The following is an 18,539-nucleotide window of genomic DNA, read 5'->3' on the forward strand; positions in this document are numbered from 1 at the left end:
TGCTCCTTGTGGCCCTTGGACGCCTTGAGGTCCTGCGACTCCTTGAGTGCCTTGTGGGCCTTGTGCCCCTGTAGCTCCTTGCGGGCCTTGTACGCCTTGAGGTCCTGCGGCTCCTTGATCACCTTGTGGACCTTGCGCCCCTGTTGCTCCTTGCGGGCCTTGTACGCCTTGAGGGCCTGCGACCCCTTGAGTGCCTTGTGGGCCTTGTGCTCCTGTTGCTCCTTGCGGGCCTTGTACGCCTTGAGGGCCTGCAACTCCTTGAGTGCCTTGTGGACCTTGTGTCCCTTGAGGCCCTACAATTCCTTGATCACCCTGTGGGCCTTGTACGCCTTGAGGGCCGGCGGCTCCTTGATCACCTTGTGGACCTTGTGCCCCTGTTGCTCCTTGCGGGCCTTGTACGCCTTGTGGGCCTGCGACTCCTTGAGTGCCTTGTGGGCCTTGTGCCCCTGTTGCTCCTTGTGGGCCTTGTACGCCTTGTGGTCCTGCAACTCCTTGAGTGCCTTGTGGGCCTTGCGCCCCTGTTGCTCCTTGTGGGCCTTGTACGCCTTGAGTGCCTTGTGGGCCTTGAGGTCCTTGAGGTCCTCCTGAAGGTCCTTGAGTACCTTGAGCACCTGTTGTTCCTTGAGTACCTTGAGGTCCTTGAGTACCTTGAGTACCTTGAGCGCCTGTTGTTCCTTGAGTACCTTGAGCGCCTGTTGTTCCTTGAGTACCTTGAGCACCTGTTGTTCCTTGAGTACCTTGAGGCCCTTGAATGCCTCGAGGTCCTTGAGGTCCTTGAGCGCCTGTTGCACCAGTTGCTCCTTCGCCATAAGGACCAGTTGCTCCTCTTGGACCTCTTGGACCTGCAGGACCCGTTTTACCCGTCAATCCGGTCTTACCTGTCAGACCTGTTTGACCAGTCTGACCTGTCTGTCCCGTCTGACCTGTCTGTCCCGTCTGACCTGTCTGACCGGTCTGTCCAGTCTGACCTGTCTGACCGGTTTGGCCCGTCTGTCCATCTGCCATTTCATTTACCCCTTTCTTATGAATCTAATAAAGTATATGTATTTGATTTTTTATGGATACGGTAAATGACTCAGGCTATTAATATAAAATGACATAAAATAGAAAAAAAGGGCTTTGTTAACCATACATTTCATGAATCGGTTTTAAAGGAAAATGTATATATTACGGTAACTTGATTGTCATCGCGAACCTCATTCCAAGTTCATTATCCAGCGAAACAGGCCCCAGCGGAATTTAATAGATAGAGTCAAATTTCATAATGTTGCCCAACCAATTGCTAGAATGAGACAAATCGATATAAGGAGCAATCAGCTCTGGCTCAGAACCAAGCATTAGCGTAAAAACCAAAACTACCTGACTGCCAAGTTCTATTGGTGTCAGGTAGTCGGGAGCTTTTCAATTTTATGGACAGGATTGTCATACAGCCTAACTTTTAGTCCAAGGTTGCCAGAATCATTTCAATTCGTGCGATATCTCCTACAAATTGATGATGGTCCCCTACTCGTCCACGATAAGACTCCAGAGCAGTCCTATATAACTCATTCGTATTCAAAAATCCATCTTCTCGTGAAGCAATCGTAATATCTAACCATTCACTAAATGCTTGTAAACCCATCGTATTGTTATTTTGATTCGGGTGTCTTCGAAAATAACTCAGAGCTTCTGAAATATACACAGCTTTTCCTTTGGATAACAATGATAACCAGGCAGCCATATCATTGATAAGAGAATATTGCTTCCCTTTGTATACTCCATATAGCTCGGTAAGATCTTTTTTTCTAAACATTACCGTTGTAGGTTCACCAATAACATTGAGACAACAGGCTAATGCAACATTGCCCAACATTTTTCCATCCATTATCCTTGTTTCTTGGTATAGTCTAGCTGTAGCATGCATAGGAGGGAGAAACTGACCTGATTCATCGATGGTTTGTCGATAAGATGTGACAAGGGTAATGTTGTCAAATTCATTAAAAAAATACATCATTTTCTTGATTTTATCTTGATGAAAAACATCATCGTCCATCAAGTAATTGATATACTCGCCTGAAGCCAGATCATAACATTTGTGCCAATTTGCAAGAAACAAATTTCGTTCATTTCGATGATACTTGATCTGAGAAAATGAATGTAAATAAGGAACCATCATTTCTTGCACTCGATCATCTGTACTATCATCGCAGATAATGATTTCGATATTCGGGTAGGTTTGCTCCAATACACTATCGATCGCTATTTGCAAAGTATGCGGTCGGTTGTACGCAGGTATGACGACACTGACTAACGGAAGGTCCACGTTAATTCCTCCTTTCTCCGGCTCATAGCAAATTTTTTTTGAATTTAGCAGGTACTCCAGCGTACAAGGTTTGCTCTGGCACGTCCTCCTTAACAAAGGAACCTCCACCAATGACGGACCAGGGTCCAATCGTCGTTTTTTCACGGATGGAAGAACCAATCCCGATATAAGCCCCTTCCTGAATCGTAACATTCCCAGCGATTTGAACACCGGGAGCAATCGTCACATAATCCTCGATTCGATCATCGTGACTGATATTCACGCTTCGGTTTATAATAACGAAATTCTCTATTACCACGTTTGTGGTTAATATCGTTCCTTCACAAATGACGTTACCGACCCCCAAACGATTTCGTTTAGACATGAATACAGAAGGATGTACCAACGTTTCTGCAAACTGAAAACCTGATTTTTTCGTTTTTTCCACTAATCGTTTCTTTAATCTTGGACTGCCCACTCCAGCGCATACAATCCTTACCTTCTCTTGTAATGAAGAGATATCTGGCAGATCCCCTAACACCGGAATATCATCTATGATCTGCCCTTTGTATTCAGGTCGTTCATCCAGAAATCCCATCACTTCAATTCCGATTTGCTCACAAAGGTGAAGAACCTCGCGGCCATGACCTCCACATCCCCATATCACAAGTGACTTTATGATGGAACCATCCCTTCTACAATTAAACGAACATCTTGATTGGTCATTTCTTCCCATAGAGGTAAGCTTACGATGCGATTGGATATTTGCTCTGTAACTGGCAAAGGTGTGTGTGGATACCCATTCAAAAGTGGGTGCTGATGACAAGGAGGAGCAAAATAAGTACGTGCTTCGATGTTTTGACTCGCGAGTGAGTGAATGATGTCACGATTGTGTAGACCATCCGGGCAGCACATCGACATAAATTGATAAGGAATTACCCCTACAGTCTTTTGAACGGCCCAGCCCTTATTTAATAGATCCTTGTGATCTAATTGTTCGAGGTACCAGTTATAAATTTGCTGTCTCGCTTTTATTTTGTCGTCAAAAATATCCAGAGTGGATAAGGCAATCGCCGCCGTATATTCGGAAATTTTTCCATTTAATCCGAGCAAGTCCGTTTCTCTATTCGTAGAAAATCCAAAATTTTCTGCTTGACGAATACGGGAAATGAACTCTGGATTTGCACTGTATACTAACCCTCCTTCTCCGACACCAAACGATTTGGTAGCGTGAAAGCTATACACGACGCAGCCAGGAAATCCCTTTCCAAAATGATTGTGGTTATCCGTCACTCCAAAGCTGGCAGCTGCATCTACAACCACAGGTATCCCGGATTCATGGATCTGTCGATAGAAATCGAGGTTCATATGGGTTCCAAAGGTAGCGTATGGAAGAACAGCGGCCACTTCATCACCCAATATTTGCAGGCACTCACGAACCATCTTCTCATCCATACACCAGTTATCCGAATCAATATCTACAAAAAAAGGTTCCAAGCCACACCATATGGCAGCCAAGGGGGTAGCAGCAAATGTAAAGCTCGGCATCAAAACATATTTTCCCTTGGGACGTTTACTTTGGGAAATAGCCAGCATCAAACCAATGGTCGCATTGTTAACTGTTGTAACAGCTCCCAGGTGGTCAAAGTATTCATCCATTACTCTTTGTTCAAAGCGTGTATTGAGGGGGCCGAAATTACTGTAAATTCGAGATGATTCTATCTCTGTCAAATAAGGGATCAACGTATCATGCTTGATCAGATTAGGTCTTAAAAATGGAATCTTTATCATGATGGAATATTTTGTCATCTCCTTTCTTTACCTTAGATATATATATGTAATACGATCGCTTTGGTCATAGACACCAACTGATGAATACTAATATTGAGCTGGCATGGAGTCATATTTTCCGATATTTCCGATATATATAATTCGATGTATACCAACTTACCTATACTCAGCACGAAGCTCAAGTTTGTGTTGACTATCTTAAAAGGGGGATGAATGTGTCAGCGAATCAAACTCCACTATTGACAACTCATCTATTTCTTTCCAAAAATGATTCTTGGGATGGATTGGAAGATATGTTAGCCAGACTGGCTGAAAGTAGCATTACAGTGAAGTTGTATGAACCTGAGGATACTGTATTGGATATAAATCCCAAGAGTCCCCGAGTCTATGTTTCTTTGGGAACAGGGTGGGAACCATTTAAGACATTGAATGCCTTACCCATTCAGGAGAGGAAACGTTGGTTACATTATAAATCCCCTGAAGAAATTCAACCCTCCCTATTATTTTACTGCTGGCTCAAGCAGACCGAACCTCTCCCTGAAAATAAAACCCTAAGTCCGACTCGTTTTTCTTCAGATCATCCCTTAGTGTCTATATTTACAGCAAGCTACAGGTCCAAAGACAAAATCCAGCGACCTTATCGCTCTCTATTGAATCAGACGTACTCCAATTGGGAATGGGTCATTGTAGATGACTCCGGTGATGAGGACGAGACGTACAACCAGGACTTACTCCCTCTAGACGATCCCCGTGTACGGAGATATCGCCAGGACTCACGTAGTGGCTATATAGGAGCTATCAAACGTTATGCAGCGGGTCTATGTACGGGGGATATTTTAGTAGAGGTTGATCATGATGACGAGCTGACTCCTGACTGTCTGAAGAAGATCGTCGATACATTTCAGCAGCACCCTGAAAGTGGCTTTGCTTATGGGGATTGTTCAGAGGTGTACATAGGGAGCCATCATGCTCACTGGTATGGCTGGGATTGTGGTTTTGGATACAGTATGTATTATCGAGTATGGGTTCATACGATGAATCGATGGCAAAATGTGCAAAAGCATACTACCATCAATGGGAATACGATTCGACATTTGGTCGGTTTACCGAATCACCCTCGTGCGTGGACGAGGGATTTTTACCATCAGATTGGAGGACACCGCGAAGAATTATTGGTTGCAGACGATTATGATTTGTTGGTTCGGTCGTTTCTTTGTACCCGATTTGTAGCGATACCTGATTTACTCTATATCCAGTATCGGAATGAGAATGGAGATAACTCTACCTTTCAAAGAAATAGGCAGATTCAGATTCTGGTCAACGAACTGAACAGCTATTACAGTCAAAGAATTCACACGAGAGTGGATGAACTGGGTTTACTTGATGATATACCCTATAGTCGTATATGGGAGACAGCTGTAGATCACCCTGCACGGAAGTCTGCGCATATCATTCATGAACAAGAATCCCGAGTTTCGATCCTGTTTCCTATTCCTCACTCCAGCCCTACACAGGAGCACCCTCAATTACTTAAAACTCTTCAAAAGGGTATAGAGACTGGCTTTACCGATATCGAAGTCATTGTTGTAGGTCGTGTTCCTGCTGAAGTCGAGATCTTTGCGTCGATAGCACCCATGGGCGCCATCCGCTGGTGGCCAATGGAACCGGATGATACTTTAGAAACGTGTATCCAATATGCCAAGTTTTGTGCTTCATGCAAGGAGAAAATAGTCGTACAGTCATGAACCTATATTTGGCAAAATGTGTCTTTCGACAAGGGAATAGTCATCTCAGTACGAGGTGTTAAAAGGAAGAAATGGGCATTGCTATCCCTCCTCACTATGAGTCCAATTCGCAGGCCAACGCATATATTACGATAACTTGATTGATATCGCGAATCGCGTTTGGAAAACATTTTCCTGCGGAGCATGCACTAGGAGGAATAATTAGGGATGGAAAAATTTCATAACGTGGCACAGCCCATACTGAATGGAAATGAAAAAAAGTATGTCATGGATTGTTTGGACTCGACATGGATCTCCTCTAATGGATCCTACATTCATAAATTCGAACAAGAATTTGCTCAATTTGTTCAAACCAAGCATGCCATAGCGTGCAGCAATGGAACAACGGCACTTCATCTCGCTCTAATGGGACACGGGGTTACAGTACATGATGAGGTTATCGTTCCTTCATTTACATTCGTTGCTACAGCCAATGCCGTAGCACATTGCGGAGCCACTCCTGTATTCGTTGACGCAGAACCCGATACCTGGAATATGAACCCTCTATTAATTGAAGAGAAAATAACCCCACGCACCAAAGGAATCATTGCTGTTCATCTTTATGGACATCCTGCCGATATGGACCCTATTATGGAAATCGCTGATAAGTACGGTTTATTTGTTATTGAAGATGCAGCTGAGGCCACTGGAGCCGAGTATAAAGGAAAAAAAGTCGGTTCAATAGGTCACAGTGCCATTTTCAGCCTATTTGGCAATAAAATCATTACGACAGGTGAAGGTGGGATCGTAACCACAAACGATGGCGAATTTACGCAAAGAATCAGATTGTTAAAAGGGCAAGGCATGGATCCCGATCGCCGCTACTGGCACCCAGTTATTGGATATAACTATAGAATGACCAATATTCAGGCCGCCATCGGCTGTGCACAATTGGAAAATATACAATGGCACATTGAGCAAAGAATACGCATTGCCGAGCTTTATAAAGACCAGCTTCAATCATGCTCAGCGCTCACAATGCCCGTTCAAAAAGATTGGGCCAAAAACGTATATTGGCTGTTCAGTGTACTGCTGAATGACGTTACCGAAGCTCAGCGCGACGAAATGATAGAACGGCTGGTTAGGCTTGGAATTGAAACCAGACCTTTTTTTCACCCTATGCATGCTTTACCTCCTTATCAGCATTTGCAGCCTCAATCTGAGTTTCCAGTAGCCAACCGGATCAGTTCCCAGGGGATTAATTTGCCAAGCTCGGGAAATCTGACCGCTGAAGAGATACATTTTATAAGTGACAGCTTCAAAAAGGTGTTATCTGACGTGCTGCATAACTGAGCTCCCGGACCGCCCACACATATCCTCTCTTCTTCTTATCGGAAAAAGACGTTTCCGCAAGTCGGAAACGTCTTTTTCGATGCCATTGGCTGCTGGTCACAGCCTTTCTTTCAGCGTAAGTACCTACATGGTAACTTTTTAATCCCACTGTCTAATAATCCGGGCAGGAACTCCTACGGCCAGACAATGATGTGGAATAGCATCGACCACAACGGCTCCTGCACCCAGTATAGACCACTCACCAATATGCATCCCGTCGATAACTTTGGTACCTGTTCCAAGAAATACACCCTCTCCGATCACAACGTTCCCTGATAGAGTCACCCCTGGCGCTGCATGGCATAGAGACCCGATCTCACAATCGTGGTCGACAGAAGCATTCGTATTAATAATGGACCCATCACCAATGCGTGCATCGGCCTGTATGACCGCACCAGGCATAATAGCAATACCCGTACCTAACTGTGATGAAGATGCCACGTAAGCAAATCGGCTGATTGCGTTAACAAAATGAAAACCGATGAATGCAGCTTTGCGGGATAGCCGCTGCCTTACGGCATTATCACCGATCGCAATAAAAGCATGTTGAATTCCCGAATCATACAATTCTCGCAGTATTGTATCATCTCCCAGAATCGGTATATCAGAGACCCAGCCCCTGGCATAAGGGTCCGTACAACCAACAATATCTATCTCTGGATCAGATTTCAGGATGTCGATGATAACCTTGGCATGTCCGCCGCAGCCAATAATAACCACCTTCGTTTTGGATAACATGCCGCTCTTCCTTTCGTTATCATTGCTTCTTGCTCAACACTTCATCGAACAAGCTGTCATATTCACGAGCGGCATCTGACCATGTCCTCCTGAGTACCCCTCTTATCGCAGCTTTTTGTAATGGAGCCAGCCCTTCGTGAGTACGCCACAGCTTTCTAATAGCGGCTTCAATCTCTTTCACAGAGTAAGGGTCAAAAGAAATAAAAGCACTCATATCGGTTATGACCTCTGTTGCCACATCAATTCTGCTTATTGCGACGGGGGTATCAACCGTCAGGGATTCCAATATGGGAAACGGACAGCTTCCTTCAAAAAGAGTGGGGACAATCGTGCCAACAGCATATTTATACAAAGAAGGAAGATCAGCCGAAGAGAGTCTTCCCAAAAACACAACACTGTTTCGCTCTTCCTGACTGTGACAACGCTCCAAAAGTGCACGGATCCTCTGTTCAAAGGGTCGGTTCCTGTAGTCATCGGTTAACACCAAACGAAGCCCTGAAGCTTTGCCTTCAGACGTTTTTTTGAAATTCAGAAATGCCTCGATCAGTCGGTCATGATTTTTATGCAAACGCATGACCGAAGGAAAAACCAGATAAGGATTGTGCAAATTGTACTTGCGCCGGAATGTGCTTTCAAAGCGTAGCCCGAACGACCGGTACTCCTCCAAGGGTGGTGCCAAACGAATCACCCGCGTCTGACGCAAAGGCAGCTTCAGAAATTTCAAACCTTCATGATCCCGGATGTAATTGGAGTTAAAGACAACCTTGGCGGCCTTGCCAGCCATAGCATCGACGATCGGCTGCAGGTGGGTTAGAAACTCAGGCTGCTGGTCCGCGTACAGCTCCTTGAAATGCAGATAGACCAAATCATGCACACAAAGTACATAAGGCTTGCTCAGCTCCAAAGCCCACTTCAAGCCAACATAAGGAACACACCAAACATCGACATCCAGATGCCTGTTCAACCAACTCATATTCGGAAAGCTGTGAATCCATAGCCGGTTTGAATATGTGGAGAGCTGCTTGCTCAACAATAGCTCTGCTTGCTCCTTATTTGGCTGTGTTACGGCAATGTGGACCATGACATCGCTGCGGTTGTGCAGCCAACCTTCCACCAGCCTGCCGACAAAGCTCCCAATACCTTCGCCGGAAAGTGTTACGGGGTGGTGATAACCAAGAAATACACCTATATGCTTCATAGACCCATTAGATGCGTGCTTCATTGCACGGTTGTAGGAAGAGTTTTTCACCAAAAAGGGACGATACTTGCTTAACAATTCCTGAAACTCCTCAGATAACAAAAAGCCGCTTCTAATTGCTGTGCGTGCTGCCCCTGCTTCAAGCTGCTGTATATAGCTCTGCAGCTCCTGGTCATCCGGCTGTCGATTGAGAAATTCCTGATACAACGCTCTAATAAATGCCCTATGATCAGCATGGACAAGTCGCTGAAGCACTCTGGCCAGCGGGAATTTATCGGAGAATTGCTTGGATGACTTATCATATAACGCTGCTGCTTCCTGACTTTGTAAGATAGCATCCATCAGCACAAGCCTCGGACATCCTCCTTGAAGCTGAGTGAGATGGGAGTGAAATCCGCCTTCATCCGGCTCACGGAGCAATAATTGCTTATACAGCTCCCAGATGAACAGCTCTTCCTCCAGGTCCATAAGCTCGCCAATGAGTTCAAATGTAGTCAGCCCCTCCCCCTTTTCTATCTTTTTATTAAATTCCTTACTACCATTCCTTAATTGAGATGCATCCATACGGGGGAATCACTCCTATTACAACTCTTGTCAAAGTATTACAGTATATTAGACTAGCAGACGCTTCGTCACGGCAAAAGTCACTGAAAAGCACCGATTGCATACGATAAAGGATAGGAATTTTCAATAAAGGAGTGCCTACGGTGATCACGATCAGCCTATGTATGATTGTTAAGAATGAGGAAGAATCATTAGGAAGGTGTCTGGGTTCTGTTCAATCGCTCGTAGATGAGATTATTATTGTCGACACAGGCTCAACGGACAGGACCAAGCAAATTGCTGAGCAATATAACGCGAAGATATATGACTTTGAGTGGATTAACGATTTTGCCGCAGCCCGGAATTATTCCTTTTCATTAGCGACTATGGAATATATATGGTGGCTTGATGCCGACGATGTCCTGTTGGAGAATGACAGGGAAAAGCTGCTTCAGCTGAAAAGTACGTTTGATAGGAGCATTGACTCGCTTGCCATGGATTATCATTTGAGCACCGGACCCGATGGCAAGCCAACCTTCAGCATGAAACGCAATCGGATCGTCCGAAGAGCCTGCGGCTTTCAATGGCATGGCTTTGTCCATGAGTATTTGGCTGTCCATGGCAAGATAGTTCCCAGCCCTATTGCCGTCACACATCAAAAAGAAAAAGTACACACGACCCGCAATCTCGATATTTATGAGGAGCAACGAGCCAAACAGACCCCCTTCTCACCACGTGAAACGTATTACTATGCCAACGAATTAAAAGACCATCGCCAGTTCGAGAATGCCATTACTCATTACCAGGCTTTTCTGGATACGAAGCAGGGTTGGATCGAGGATGTCATAGCAGCCAGCTGTAAAATCGCGGACTGCTATGAAGCGATCGAAAAGATTGATGAAGCTTTGGCGGCTATACTGAAATCTTTTGAATACGCGGTTCCAAGGGCTGAGTCCGTCTTTCGATTAGGACGTTATTTCATGCATAGAGACGCACTGGATCAAGCGATCTTCTGGCTTTCAATGGCGACTACGCTGGAACCTCCTAAAGAAAGCTGGGGAATGCAGCAATCAGGCTATTGGACATGGCTCCCCCATGTACAGCTGTGTATCTGCTACTATCGGAAAGGGGATATGATCAAATCCCATTATCATAATGAAATTGCTCTTACCTACCATCCTGATGATGAAATGATGCTGAGCAATCGGAAATTACTGCTGCCTTACCAGCCTGAAGATCCTAATTAATCCGATATGCTAACAAAAAGGGTCCTGACACTTGATTGTGCAGGACCCCTTTTGTTATGTGAATTATACGATTGCTCTCCAGTAATTCAATAAATCCTCCATCGTTTGTGTGAAAGGAATTTCTGGCTTCCAGCCAGTTTTTTTATGGAACTTGCTGTAGTCACCCAATAAAATCTCAACATCAGATGGACGCAGACGGGCTGGATCCTCTTTGATCTCAATCTGAACCGTACTTAAAGACAGCAGCAAATTGAGCATTTCCTGAATGGTGCAGCAAGACCCCGATGCAATATTGTAAACTTCACCCGGGTCGCCTTTTTCAAGTGCCAGCCAGTAAGCGTGGACGACATCGCGGACATCGGTAAAGTCACGCTGAGCTTGCAGGTTGCCTACATATAAGACCGGAGCCTTCAGTCCTTTTTCAATTTCGGCAATCTGTTTGGCGAAGTTGGAGGTTACAAAGTTTTCACCGCGCCGGGGTCCGGTGTGATTAAAGGTACGCGTACAAACGACATGCAGACCGTAGCTTTTATAATATTGATACCCCAGATAATCCTGCGCGACCTTGCTGATGGCATAAGGGCTCAGCGGACGAATGGGATTTAACTCGGTAATCGGCACCTCAGTTGGATCTACATAACCATACTCCTCACTGGAACAGGCAATTTGTATTTTACAATCCAGGTTGAACCGCCGGACAGCTTCGAAGATATTGACTTGTCCAGCTACATTATTGTGAATGGTGTCTATAGGTGAATTCCATGAAGTCGGAACAAAGCTCTGTGCGGCCAGATGGAAAATAAGATCAGGCTTGACGTCCTGAATTAAATTCTCTACCGAGAACGGGTCTCTGAGCTCACACTCCACCAGATTAACATCATTCATTAAATGCTGGATATGATTCATCCGGCTGCGATGTCGTATAGTTCCATAAACCTCCGTATTATTTTTCAATAAATATTCAGCTAAATGACTGCCTACAAAACCGGAGATGCCTGTTATTAATGCTTTCATCTATTTAAGATCCTCCTTATATGCGGTGAACCAATGTCCAGAGCCGCCTTTCTATTATTTTCTGCCAAGCGGAACATAGTGCCGATCCTTGCGGAACGGTGTTTCTCTTTGAACAATCTCCGAGCCCACATACCTGTCTGTGAGACCCCATTTAACCCAAAATTTAATCCCATTCTCACGCATAACTGAACCGAAGATATCCTCCTTGTTGGCATGAAAACTGATGTGACCATGATGATGAATGAACGAATCCGATGCGATCCACAGCTTCTTCCCACTAATTTGCGTTCGCAAACAGAAGTCATCATCCTCATAGCAGCCAGGGAAAAATCGGTCATCCAGCCCACCTATCGTCTCGACCAAACGTCGGTGGAAAGCCATGCAAAACCCGACCAAGCGCTCCGCCTCAAAGCCTGATCCTTCGAACATCGTCGTAAAAAGCTCTGCAAACTGTGCCATTCCCTCCATCGTTTGATAAGGAACCGGATGAATTTGCTGTGCTGAAAACACAAAATTAGAGCGCGGTCCCACGATGCCGATCGACTCATCTCTTTGCAGCCAACCCAGCAAATGAGTCAGCCATCCTTTGGTTACGACGGTATCGTTATTAAGCAGTACGATATATTCACCTCGAGCTGCAGCCATGCCTTGATTACAGCCGAATGCGAACCCCCTATTCTCACGATTAACGATAAGCTTGGAGTTGCGGATAGTTCGCAAATACGAGACCGTCTCATCCGTGGAACCATTATCAATAAAAACAACCTCATAGCTTTCAGGGGTATGCTTCATGATGCTGTCCATACACTGCTTCGTATAATCCATGGCATTGCGTGTTAAAATGACGATCGAGGTCATACCCGAAATATAGGGGGTATCGGCAGTCAGATCATTAGGCATGGATAATCGGATGCTCCTTCACCGTAATTTCTTATCTATCTGATAGTTCAATAGACTTGTATTAAATTATGCCGCTGCTTGTTAGAATGGAACGGCAAAAAGCCGTCCTGCACGGATTCCGCAGCACGGTAAAGAGCCGTTGCTTTTTCATACCTTGTTCATATATTACAACAAGGTCCTTTCATTCTTGCAGGACGAAACCCTAAAGCAGAGGTGAATCTCATTGAAATGGATTTTCCATAACCCTGATTTTGCCTATGTATGCTATCATCCCACGATTTTGAACATTTCCGCATGGCTCGGCCATCGTCATTTTGCCTATGATTTAATACGCTTTATGAAACCGGACACATTGGTTGAGCTGGGTACGCATTGGGGAGCTTCCTTCTTCAGCTTTTGTCAGGCAGTCGCAGATGACGATCAGGTCCAGACGGATTGTTATGCGGTAGATTCGTGGGAGGGGGATCCACATGCCGGTCTCTATACCAATGAGGTGTACGCGACCGTATCACGCGTTACTGAACAGCTTTACGCGCCCAAAGCCAGCCTAATCCGCAAAACCTTTGATGAGGCCGCAAACGACTTCGAGAATGAAACGGTTCAAATCCTGCATATTGATGGTTATCATACTTATGAAGCTGTATCACACGATTATCATACATGGCTGCCCAAGGTGGCACCTAATGGTATCGTCTTATTCCATGATATATCCTGCTATTTCAAGGATTTTGGCGTTCATCAATTTTGGGATCAACTAAAAGTACAGTACCCTCATATAGAATTTACGCATTCTTGGGGGCTGGGCGTGCTATTCCCCAAAGGTGTTGATGCCCGTTTTCAAGAAGTGCTTGCGATGAGAGACTTTTTTTCGCATATTTACAGTAGCCGTGCTACTGAATTAGCACGCCGGGGGGCGCAAATATGAACGATCAACAGATCTGTTTTATCACCTGCGTTTCCAACCCCGCTCAATATGAGCAATCCCTCCACTATCAACGTAGTCTCCACGTGCCGGAAGGCTTCAGCATCGATTGGATATCCATTCCCGAGTCGGAAAATATGGCAAGAGGATATAACACCGCGATGAAGAGCAGTCAGGCCAAGTATAAAATTTACCTCCATCAGGATGTCTACATCCTTCAGCCTTATTTTCTGGATGATTTGATTCAGTTGTTCGTGAAGCACGAACAGTTGGGAATGGTCGGGGTAGCTGGAGCTGCAACAATACCTACGAATGGAATTTGGTGGGAAAGTCCGTATTTGTACGGAAAAGTCTACAGCAGCCATTCAGGTCGTATATATCCACTTGAATTTCGTCCCATTCAACAAGCGTATGAGCGGGTTCGGGCGATTGATGGTTTGATCATGGCAACTCAGATCGACTTGTCCTGGCGGGATGATGTATTCTCGGGGCCTTTTTTTTATGACACGTCACAAAGTCTGGAGATGATTAAAGCAGGGTATGAGGTTGGGGTATGGAACCAGACTGCACCATGTTGCATCCATGATTGCGGAATAGCCAATCTTGTAGGGTATGAGCATTACCGACAGCTGTTTATTGATCATTATGAAAGCTACCTGGGATAATATAATTACAAAGACGCATACAAAACTCACTGTTTCCTGAGAGATGGTGAGTTTTGCAAGAAAGCGTGCCAACATCTTCAATAATTGTGGAGATCATACGTCTCGTACATAGGTGCTCCCCATTTTCATAAACAACTCAAATAAATCCCCCCATACTATTGGGAGGATTCATCAGATGTTTGCGGTTCTTATTGTGGATCTTGCTGTTGCTCTCGTATTCGCTCCATCTCCAGCAGAGCCTGTTTAATCGTTTGCTCATCCGATTTGGGACACACCAGCAATCCCTCTGGTGTAGAAACGATAATTAAATCGGCAACCCCTATAACTAACGTTTTTTGCTTATCTGAAAAAACAATATTATCTCCTGCACGAAGCATATGAACCGATCCACCGATCAAATTCCCCTGCTCATCACTTGGATATAGGCGGGTCAATGCCGTCCACGTCCCTACATCATCCCAGCCAAACCGGACAGGGATACAGTAGATCAAATCGGCCTTCTCCAGAATCGCATAATCCACCGACACCTTGGGTAGAAGAGGATACAGCTGTTCCAGCTGTTCGTCGCTTAGGCTGATCAATCGCGACATATCAGGCTCGAATTGTTCCAAATAATCGGCTATGGTTGATGGCCTCCAGGCAAAGATACCGCAGTTCCAGTACACATTCGCCATATGGACAAGCTTGGTCGCCTTCTCCAGGTCAGGCTTTTCGATAAACCGTTTAACTCTGTAAGCCCGGCCATCGTCCTGAGCCTTTCCTATTGCTTCTATATAGCCGTAGCCCGTCTCGGGACGTGTTGGGACAATGCCAAGAGTCACAATCACACCCTCCTGGCGGGCTGCCTCCACCGCCTGCTCAATCGCCTGAATGTAAGCTTCGTCATCTCCGATATACTGGTCGGAGGGAACCGTTACAAAAGGTTCATCCTGACCCTCTTGCAAAAAATGCCGTGCTATCAATGCCATGCAGGGTGCGGTGTCTCTCTGCTCCGGCTCGATAATAAGCTGCCGAGAGTCCAGCTCCTTTAGCTGCTCCAATACGAGCTGCGTATACTTTTGGACCGTGGCCACATAAATGTCGCCTGCCGGTATCCATCTAAGAAACCGCTGATAGGTTTCCTGAAGCATCGTATTGTTTGACGTCAGAGCTAGAAATTGCTTGGGTACTTCCTCTGTGCTTCTCGGCCAAAACCGGTTGCCCTTACCGCCGGCCATAATGACAACCTTCAATACAATCACCCCTCATTTGACCTCACATACTGGATATCATTTTGAATACAATCCTGCAGTGCCAGCTTCCATTCACGCATGCGAGAGAAGCCGTTTTGACGGATCGCCAAATCATCGAAAGCGGAATTATCAGGCCGAAGCGCAGGCAGCGAAAAAGTCGAGGCACTTACCGCTTCCAGACTGATATCTGTCCGATTCGCCGTCTGCAGGATGGCCTCGGCAAACTCGTAACGGCTGCAGCACCCTTGATTGGACACATGATACAAGCCGTACTTCTCTGTTTCCACCAATTCCCCAACAAATCGTGCCAAGTCTAACGTATAGGTTGGGGAACCGGTCTGGTCATAAACCATCGTTAATCGGGACTGCCGATCAGCCATCGACAGTACCTTCGTCACAAAATTACTTCCGTGTTTGCCGTACAGCCAAGAGGTACGTACTATAAAATAGCGTTGGCTGATCATTTCCACGAATTTTTCCCCATGGAGCTTGGAATTTCCATACACACTCAAGGGATTGGTCCGGTCCATTTCTGTATAGCTTCCTGTCTTGGTTCCATCGAATACATAATCCGTGCTGATATAAACAAGCTTGGCAGCACAATGATGTGCAGCCAATGCGACATTACGTGTTCCTGTTGAATTGATAGCATAAGCTTTATCCAGCATCGTCTCAGCCAGATCTACCTGGGTAAACGCAGCAGCATGAATGATGACATCCGGACAACACGCGGTTATCTGCTGCTTGACGGCCAGCTCATCCGTAACATCCAACTGTTCTCTGGAGAGCGGCAGAAGCTCATGGGCGGGTGACAAAGCGCGGATCAAATCATGGCCCAGCTGCCCGCCAGCTCCTGTAATCACGATTTTCACGGCCCTTCACCCTCCTTGTTAGAATTGAATGTATCCGATTGATAGGTTCCGTCAAGAATACCCTGCCACCAAGACTGATTGCTTCTATACCAATCCAGAGTGAGGAGCAGTCCCTCATCCAGAGTATGCGTTGGCTTCCAACCCAGTTCATTGCGGATTTTTGAGGTATCCACCGCATAACGCCGATCATGACCAAGCCGATCGGGCACGAACCGGATCAGCTTCTCCGATTTTCCCAGCTCCTGCAGAATCCGCTTGACCATAACGAGATTGGTTCTTTCGCTGCTGCCGCCGATGTTGTAGACTTCTCCTGAGCGGCCACCGTGAATCACAAGATCGATAGCTGCACAATGATCATCCACAAACAACCAATCGCGGATTTGCAGTCCATCGCCATATACCGGCACGACTTCATCCTGCAAAGCACGCGTAATAATCGTCGGAATCAGCTTTTCGGGAAATTGGTAAGGACCATAGTTGTTCGAGCAGCGCGTAATGACCGCTGGCAGTCCATACGTCTCATAATAAGCCCGGACGAGCAGATCTGAGCCTGCTTTGCTGGCCGAATATGGACTATTCGGTGCAAGAGGCGTCTGTTCGTTAAAGCTTCCCTGATCACCAAGTGTTCCGTACACCTCATCCGTGGAAATATGCACAAACTTGCTGACCGTATGCTTTTTCGCGGCTTCGAGCAGTGTTTGGGTACCAAGCACATTCGTCAGGATAAACCGCTGCGGATCCAGAATGCTTCGATCTACGTGAGATTCAGCGGCAAAATGAACAACCGTGTCAATCTTCTCTTGGGCCATAACCCTCTCTACAAGAAGGGCATCCGTAATGCTGCCGCGAACTTCCGAATAACCAGGCAAATCGCGAATATCTGCAACATTGTGGCTGTTACCAGCATAGGTTAACAGGTCCAGATTGACAACGGTATCCCGCGGATGCTTTTCCAACCAATAATGCAAAAATCGACTACCAATAAACCCCATGCCACCGGTGACCAATAGCCTCATAAAACGTCACTTGCCGATAGCCGTATACTGGCCTCAAGCAGTGATCGATGCGTCCCTGCATCGGTCCACCAGCCTTCCAGCAGACGATAGGTTAGCATTCCTTGTGCCGCATATCGGTTGTTCACATCGGTAATCTCCAGTTCCCCGCGCTCCGATGCCTGAATCTCCTGAATCTTGTCAAATACATTAGAATCATACATATAAATGCCCGTCACGCAATAATCCGATTTGGGATATGCCGGTTTTTCCTCTATGGCTGCAATTCGGTCTCCTCTCATCTCAGGAACGCCATACCGACGAGGGTCCGCAACTTTCTTCAGAAAGACCATGGCATTCCCCTGCTCCGCCTCTGCAAACATCCGTACCGCTGATTCCAAACCATCCTCAAACAAGTTATCACCAAGCAATACTACAAACTTATCCTGCGGTTGAATAAACCCGTCAGCCAATTCCAGTGCCTGGGCAATACCTCCGGCTTCTTCTTGAATCTTATAAGTGAGACGCACCCCCCAGCCGCTGCCGCTGCCGATATATTCCATAAATAATCCTGCCGACTGTTTTCCAGTAACCAGCATAATATCCTTGATCCCCGCCGCAGCCATTTTGGAAACCGCATAATGAATCATCGGGAAGGGCCCAACAGGCAGCAAATGCTTATTAATAATTTTCGTCATAGGTCTTAGCCGCGTACCTGATCCCCCAGCCAAAATAACCCCTTTCATGGATCTACCCCTTTCTTGAAACGATTCTGCAAGTCACCCTCTAACAAGATATGCCTGAAGCAGAGAAACACATGGACTCCTGCCGAGGAAGCAGGAAAAATAAGCAACATGTCCCCCAAAAGCATTCTCAGCCGCTTTAAATGGAGATCATACGAAGCCGGACAGCACTAAAAACAAAAGAAATACATCAGTTAAAACAATATAATGACAAAATCTTAAATCTGTCATTTGATTTTTGTTTGTGCATCATATATACTACATGTATTCCAAGTCCCAATAACG

Annotated in this window: 19 protein-coding genes; 5 read left to right on the forward strand and 14 right to left on the reverse strand. The window is 45.8% G+C overall.

The genetic code is table 11. The features are described 5' to 3' along the window. The 6 genes from OB236_RS40195 to OB236_RS30845 all read right to left on the reverse strand — a co-directional run. The coding region (locus OB236_RS40195; RefSeq protein WP_408638535.1) for a hypothetical protein at nt 1-254 on the reverse strand (254 nt) is incomplete at its 3' end. A 39-nt stretch (nt 255-293) separates the two neighbouring features. Continuing rightward, on the reverse strand, nt 294-809 hold the full coding sequence (locus OB236_RS40200; protein WP_262687628.1) for a hypothetical protein: 516 nt from the start codon (nt 807-809) through the stop codon (nt 294-296). A 72-nt stretch (nt 810-881) separates the two neighbouring features. Then, nucleotides 882-1,010: a hypothetical protein gene (locus OB236_RS40205; RefSeq protein ID WP_408638536.1), complete on the reverse strand. Its 129-nt coding sequence runs from the start codon at nt 1,008-1,010 to the stop codon at nt 882-884. Between the two features lie 428 nt (nt 1,011-1,438). Further along, on the reverse strand, nt 1,439-2,302 hold the full coding sequence (locus tag OB236_RS30835) for a glycosyltransferase family 2 protein (protein WP_262687419.1): 864 nt from the start codon (nt 2,300-2,302) through the stop codon (nt 1,439-1,441). 22 nt (nt 2,303-2,324) lie between these two features. Further along, a complete protein-coding gene (locus OB236_RS30840) occupies nt 2,325-3,017 on the reverse strand; it encodes an acetyltransferase (protein WP_317259397.1) in 693 nt (230 codons plus the stop codon). Then, nucleotides 2,957-4,072 (reverse strand): DegT/DnrJ/EryC1/StrS family aminotransferase, encoded by a 1,116-nt coding sequence (locus tag OB236_RS30845; protein WP_262687618.1) that lies wholly within the window; start codon nt 4,070-4,072, stop codon nt 2,957-2,959. Before OB236_RS30845 ends, OB236_RS30840 begins: the two co-directional genes overlap by 61 nt. Before the next feature lie 215 nt (nt 4,073-4,287). On the opposite strand from OB236_RS30845, the gene OB236_RS30850 reads away from it, so the two are divergent. Beyond that, a complete protein-coding gene (locus OB236_RS30850; RefSeq protein ID WP_262687421.1) occupies nt 4,288-5,817 on the forward strand; it encodes a glycosyltransferase in 1,530 nt (509 codons plus the stop codon). A 207-nt stretch (nt 5,818-6,024) separates the two neighbouring features. Further along, nucleotides 6,025-7,149 carry a DegT/DnrJ/EryC1/StrS family aminotransferase gene (locus OB236_RS30855; protein WP_262687423.1) on the forward strand — a complete coding sequence of 375 codons (1,125 nt, stop codon included), beginning with the start codon at nt 6,025-6,027 and terminating at the stop codon, nt 7,147-7,149. A 138-nt stretch (nt 7,150-7,287) separates the two neighbouring features. Here the strand turns inward: OB236_RS30855 and OB236_RS30860 are convergent, their stop codons facing one another. After that, complete coding sequence (locus OB236_RS30860) at nt 7,288-7,926, reverse strand: acetyltransferase (protein ID WP_262687424.1); 639 nt, start codon at nt 7,924-7,926, stop codon at nt 7,288-7,290. A 19-nt stretch (nt 7,927-7,945) separates the two neighbouring features. After that, complete coding sequence (locus OB236_RS30865) at nt 7,946-9,688, reverse strand: DUF4214 domain-containing protein (RefSeq protein WP_262687425.1); 1,743 nt, start codon at nt 9,686-9,688, stop codon at nt 7,946-7,948. Nucleotides 9,689-9,831: 143 nt separating this feature from the next. On the opposite strand from OB236_RS30865, the gene OB236_RS30870 reads away from it, so the two are divergent. Continuing rightward, the gene (locus OB236_RS30870) at nt 9,832-10,914 is read left to right on the forward strand and encodes a tetratricopeptide repeat-containing glycosyltransferase family 2 protein (protein ID WP_262687427.1); all 1,083 of its coding nucleotides are present in this window, start codon (nt 9,832-9,834) and stop codon (nt 10,912-10,914) included. 63 nt (nt 10,915-10,977) lie between these two features. Here the strand turns inward: OB236_RS30870 and OB236_RS30875 are convergent, their stop codons facing one another. Together OB236_RS30875 and OB236_RS30880 are read right to left on the reverse strand one after the other, a co-directional pair. Beyond that, nucleotides 10,978-11,928 (reverse strand): GDP-mannose 4,6-dehydratase, encoded by a 951-nt coding sequence (locus OB236_RS30875; protein WP_076231986.1) that lies wholly within the window; start codon nt 11,926-11,928, stop codon nt 10,978-10,980. Between the two features lie 54 nt (nt 11,929-11,982). Next, nucleotides 11,983-12,828: a glycosyltransferase family 2 protein gene (locus tag OB236_RS30880; RefSeq protein WP_256711341.1), complete on the reverse strand. Its 846-nt coding sequence runs from the start codon at nt 12,826-12,828 to the stop codon at nt 11,983-11,985. Between the two features lie 223 nt (nt 12,829-13,051). Between OB236_RS30880 and OB236_RS30885 the strand changes: the two genes are divergently transcribed. Next, nucleotides 13,052-13,753, forward strand: a complete 702-nt coding sequence (locus OB236_RS30885; RefSeq protein ID WP_262687429.1) for a class I SAM-dependent methyltransferase — start codon at nt 13,052-13,054, stop codon at nt 13,751-13,753. After that, nucleotides 13,750-14,415 (forward strand): glycosyltransferase family protein, encoded by a 666-nt coding sequence (locus OB236_RS30890; protein ID WP_262687431.1) that lies wholly within the window; start codon nt 13,750-13,752, stop codon nt 14,413-14,415. The genes OB236_RS30885 and OB236_RS30890 overlap by 4 nt, the downstream gene beginning before the upstream one ends. A gap of 188 nt (nt 14,416-14,603) precedes the next feature. Here OB236_RS30890 and OB236_RS30895 read toward each other — a convergent pair whose 3' ends face one another. The 4 genes from OB236_RS30895 to OB236_RS30910 are packed head-to-tail and all read right to left on the reverse strand — an operon-like array spanning nt 14,604 to nt 18,257. After that, complete coding sequence (locus OB236_RS30895; protein WP_262687432.1) at nt 14,604-15,647, reverse strand: mannose-1-phosphate guanylyltransferase; 1,044 nt, start codon at nt 15,645-15,647, stop codon at nt 14,604-14,606. Between the two features lie 5 nt (nt 15,648-15,652). Beyond that, complete coding sequence (rfbD, locus tag OB236_RS30900) at nt 15,653-16,519, reverse strand: dTDP-4-dehydrorhamnose reductase (protein WP_076231997.1); 867 nt, start codon at nt 16,517-16,519, stop codon at nt 15,653-15,655. Continuing rightward, nucleotides 16,516-17,535 (reverse strand): dTDP-glucose 4,6-dehydratase, encoded by a 1,020-nt coding sequence (gene rfbB / locus OB236_RS30905; RefSeq protein WP_262687435.1) that lies wholly within the window; start codon nt 17,533-17,535, stop codon nt 16,516-16,518. The genes rfbD and rfbB overlap by 4 nt, the downstream gene beginning before the upstream one ends. Further along, entirely contained in the window at nt 17,532-18,257 is a 726-nt protein-coding gene (locus OB236_RS30910) for a sugar phosphate nucleotidyltransferase (protein WP_262687436.1), read from the reverse strand. The genes rfbB and OB236_RS30910 overlap by 4 nt, the downstream gene beginning before the upstream one ends. Between the last annotated feature and the right edge of the window lie 282 nt (nt 18,258-18,539).

This window comes from Paenibacillus baimaensis, assembly GCF_025567575.1.

Bases quoted from the DNA above. Each gene is read 5' to 3' on its own strand.
- OB236_RS30910 (WP_262687436.1), bottom strand. From the start codon at position 18,257: ATGAAAGGGGTTATTTTGGCTGGGGGATCAGGTACGCGGCTAAGACCT.
- OB236_RS30840 (WP_317259397.1), bottom strand. From the start codon at position 3,017: ATGGGAAGAAATGACCAATCAAGATGTTCGTTTAATTGTAGAAGGGAT.
- OB236_RS30860 (WP_262687424.1), bottom strand. From the start codon at position 7,926: ATGTTATCCAAAACGAAGGTGGTTATTATTGGCTGCGGCGGACATGCC.
- OB236_RS30865 (WP_262687425.1), bottom strand. From the start codon at position 9,688: ATGGATGCATCTCAATTAAGGAATGGTAGTAAGGAATTTAATAAAAAG.
- OB236_RS30845 (WP_262687618.1), bottom strand. From the start codon at position 4,072: ATGATAAAGATTCCATTTTTAAGACCTAATCTGATCAAGCATGATACG.
- OB236_RS30875 (WP_076231986.1), bottom strand. From the start codon at position 11,928: ATGAAAGCATTAATAACAGGCATCTCCGGTTTTGTAGGCAGTCATTTA.
- OB236_RS40205 (WP_408638536.1), bottom strand. From the start codon at position 1,010: ATGAAATGGCAGATGGACAGACGGGCCAAACCGGTCAGACAGGTCAGA.
- OB236_RS30880 (WP_256711341.1), bottom strand. From the start codon at position 12,828: ATGCCTAATGATCTGACTGCCGATACCCCCTATATTTCGGGTATGACC.
- OB236_RS40200 (WP_262687628.1), bottom strand. From the start codon at position 809: ATGGCGAAGGAGCAACTGGTGCAACAGGCGCTCAAGGACCTCAAGGAC.
- rfbB (WP_262687435.1), bottom strand. From the start codon at position 17,535: ATGAGGCTATTGGTCACCGGTGGCATGGGGTTTATTGGTAGTCGATTT.
- OB236_RS30890 (WP_262687431.1), top strand. From the start codon at position 13,750: ATGAACGATCAACAGATCTGTTTTATCACCTGCGTTTCCAACCCCGCT.
- OB236_RS30855 (WP_262687423.1), top strand. From the start codon at position 6,025: ATGGAAAAATTTCATAACGTGGCACAGCCCATACTGAATGGAAATGAA.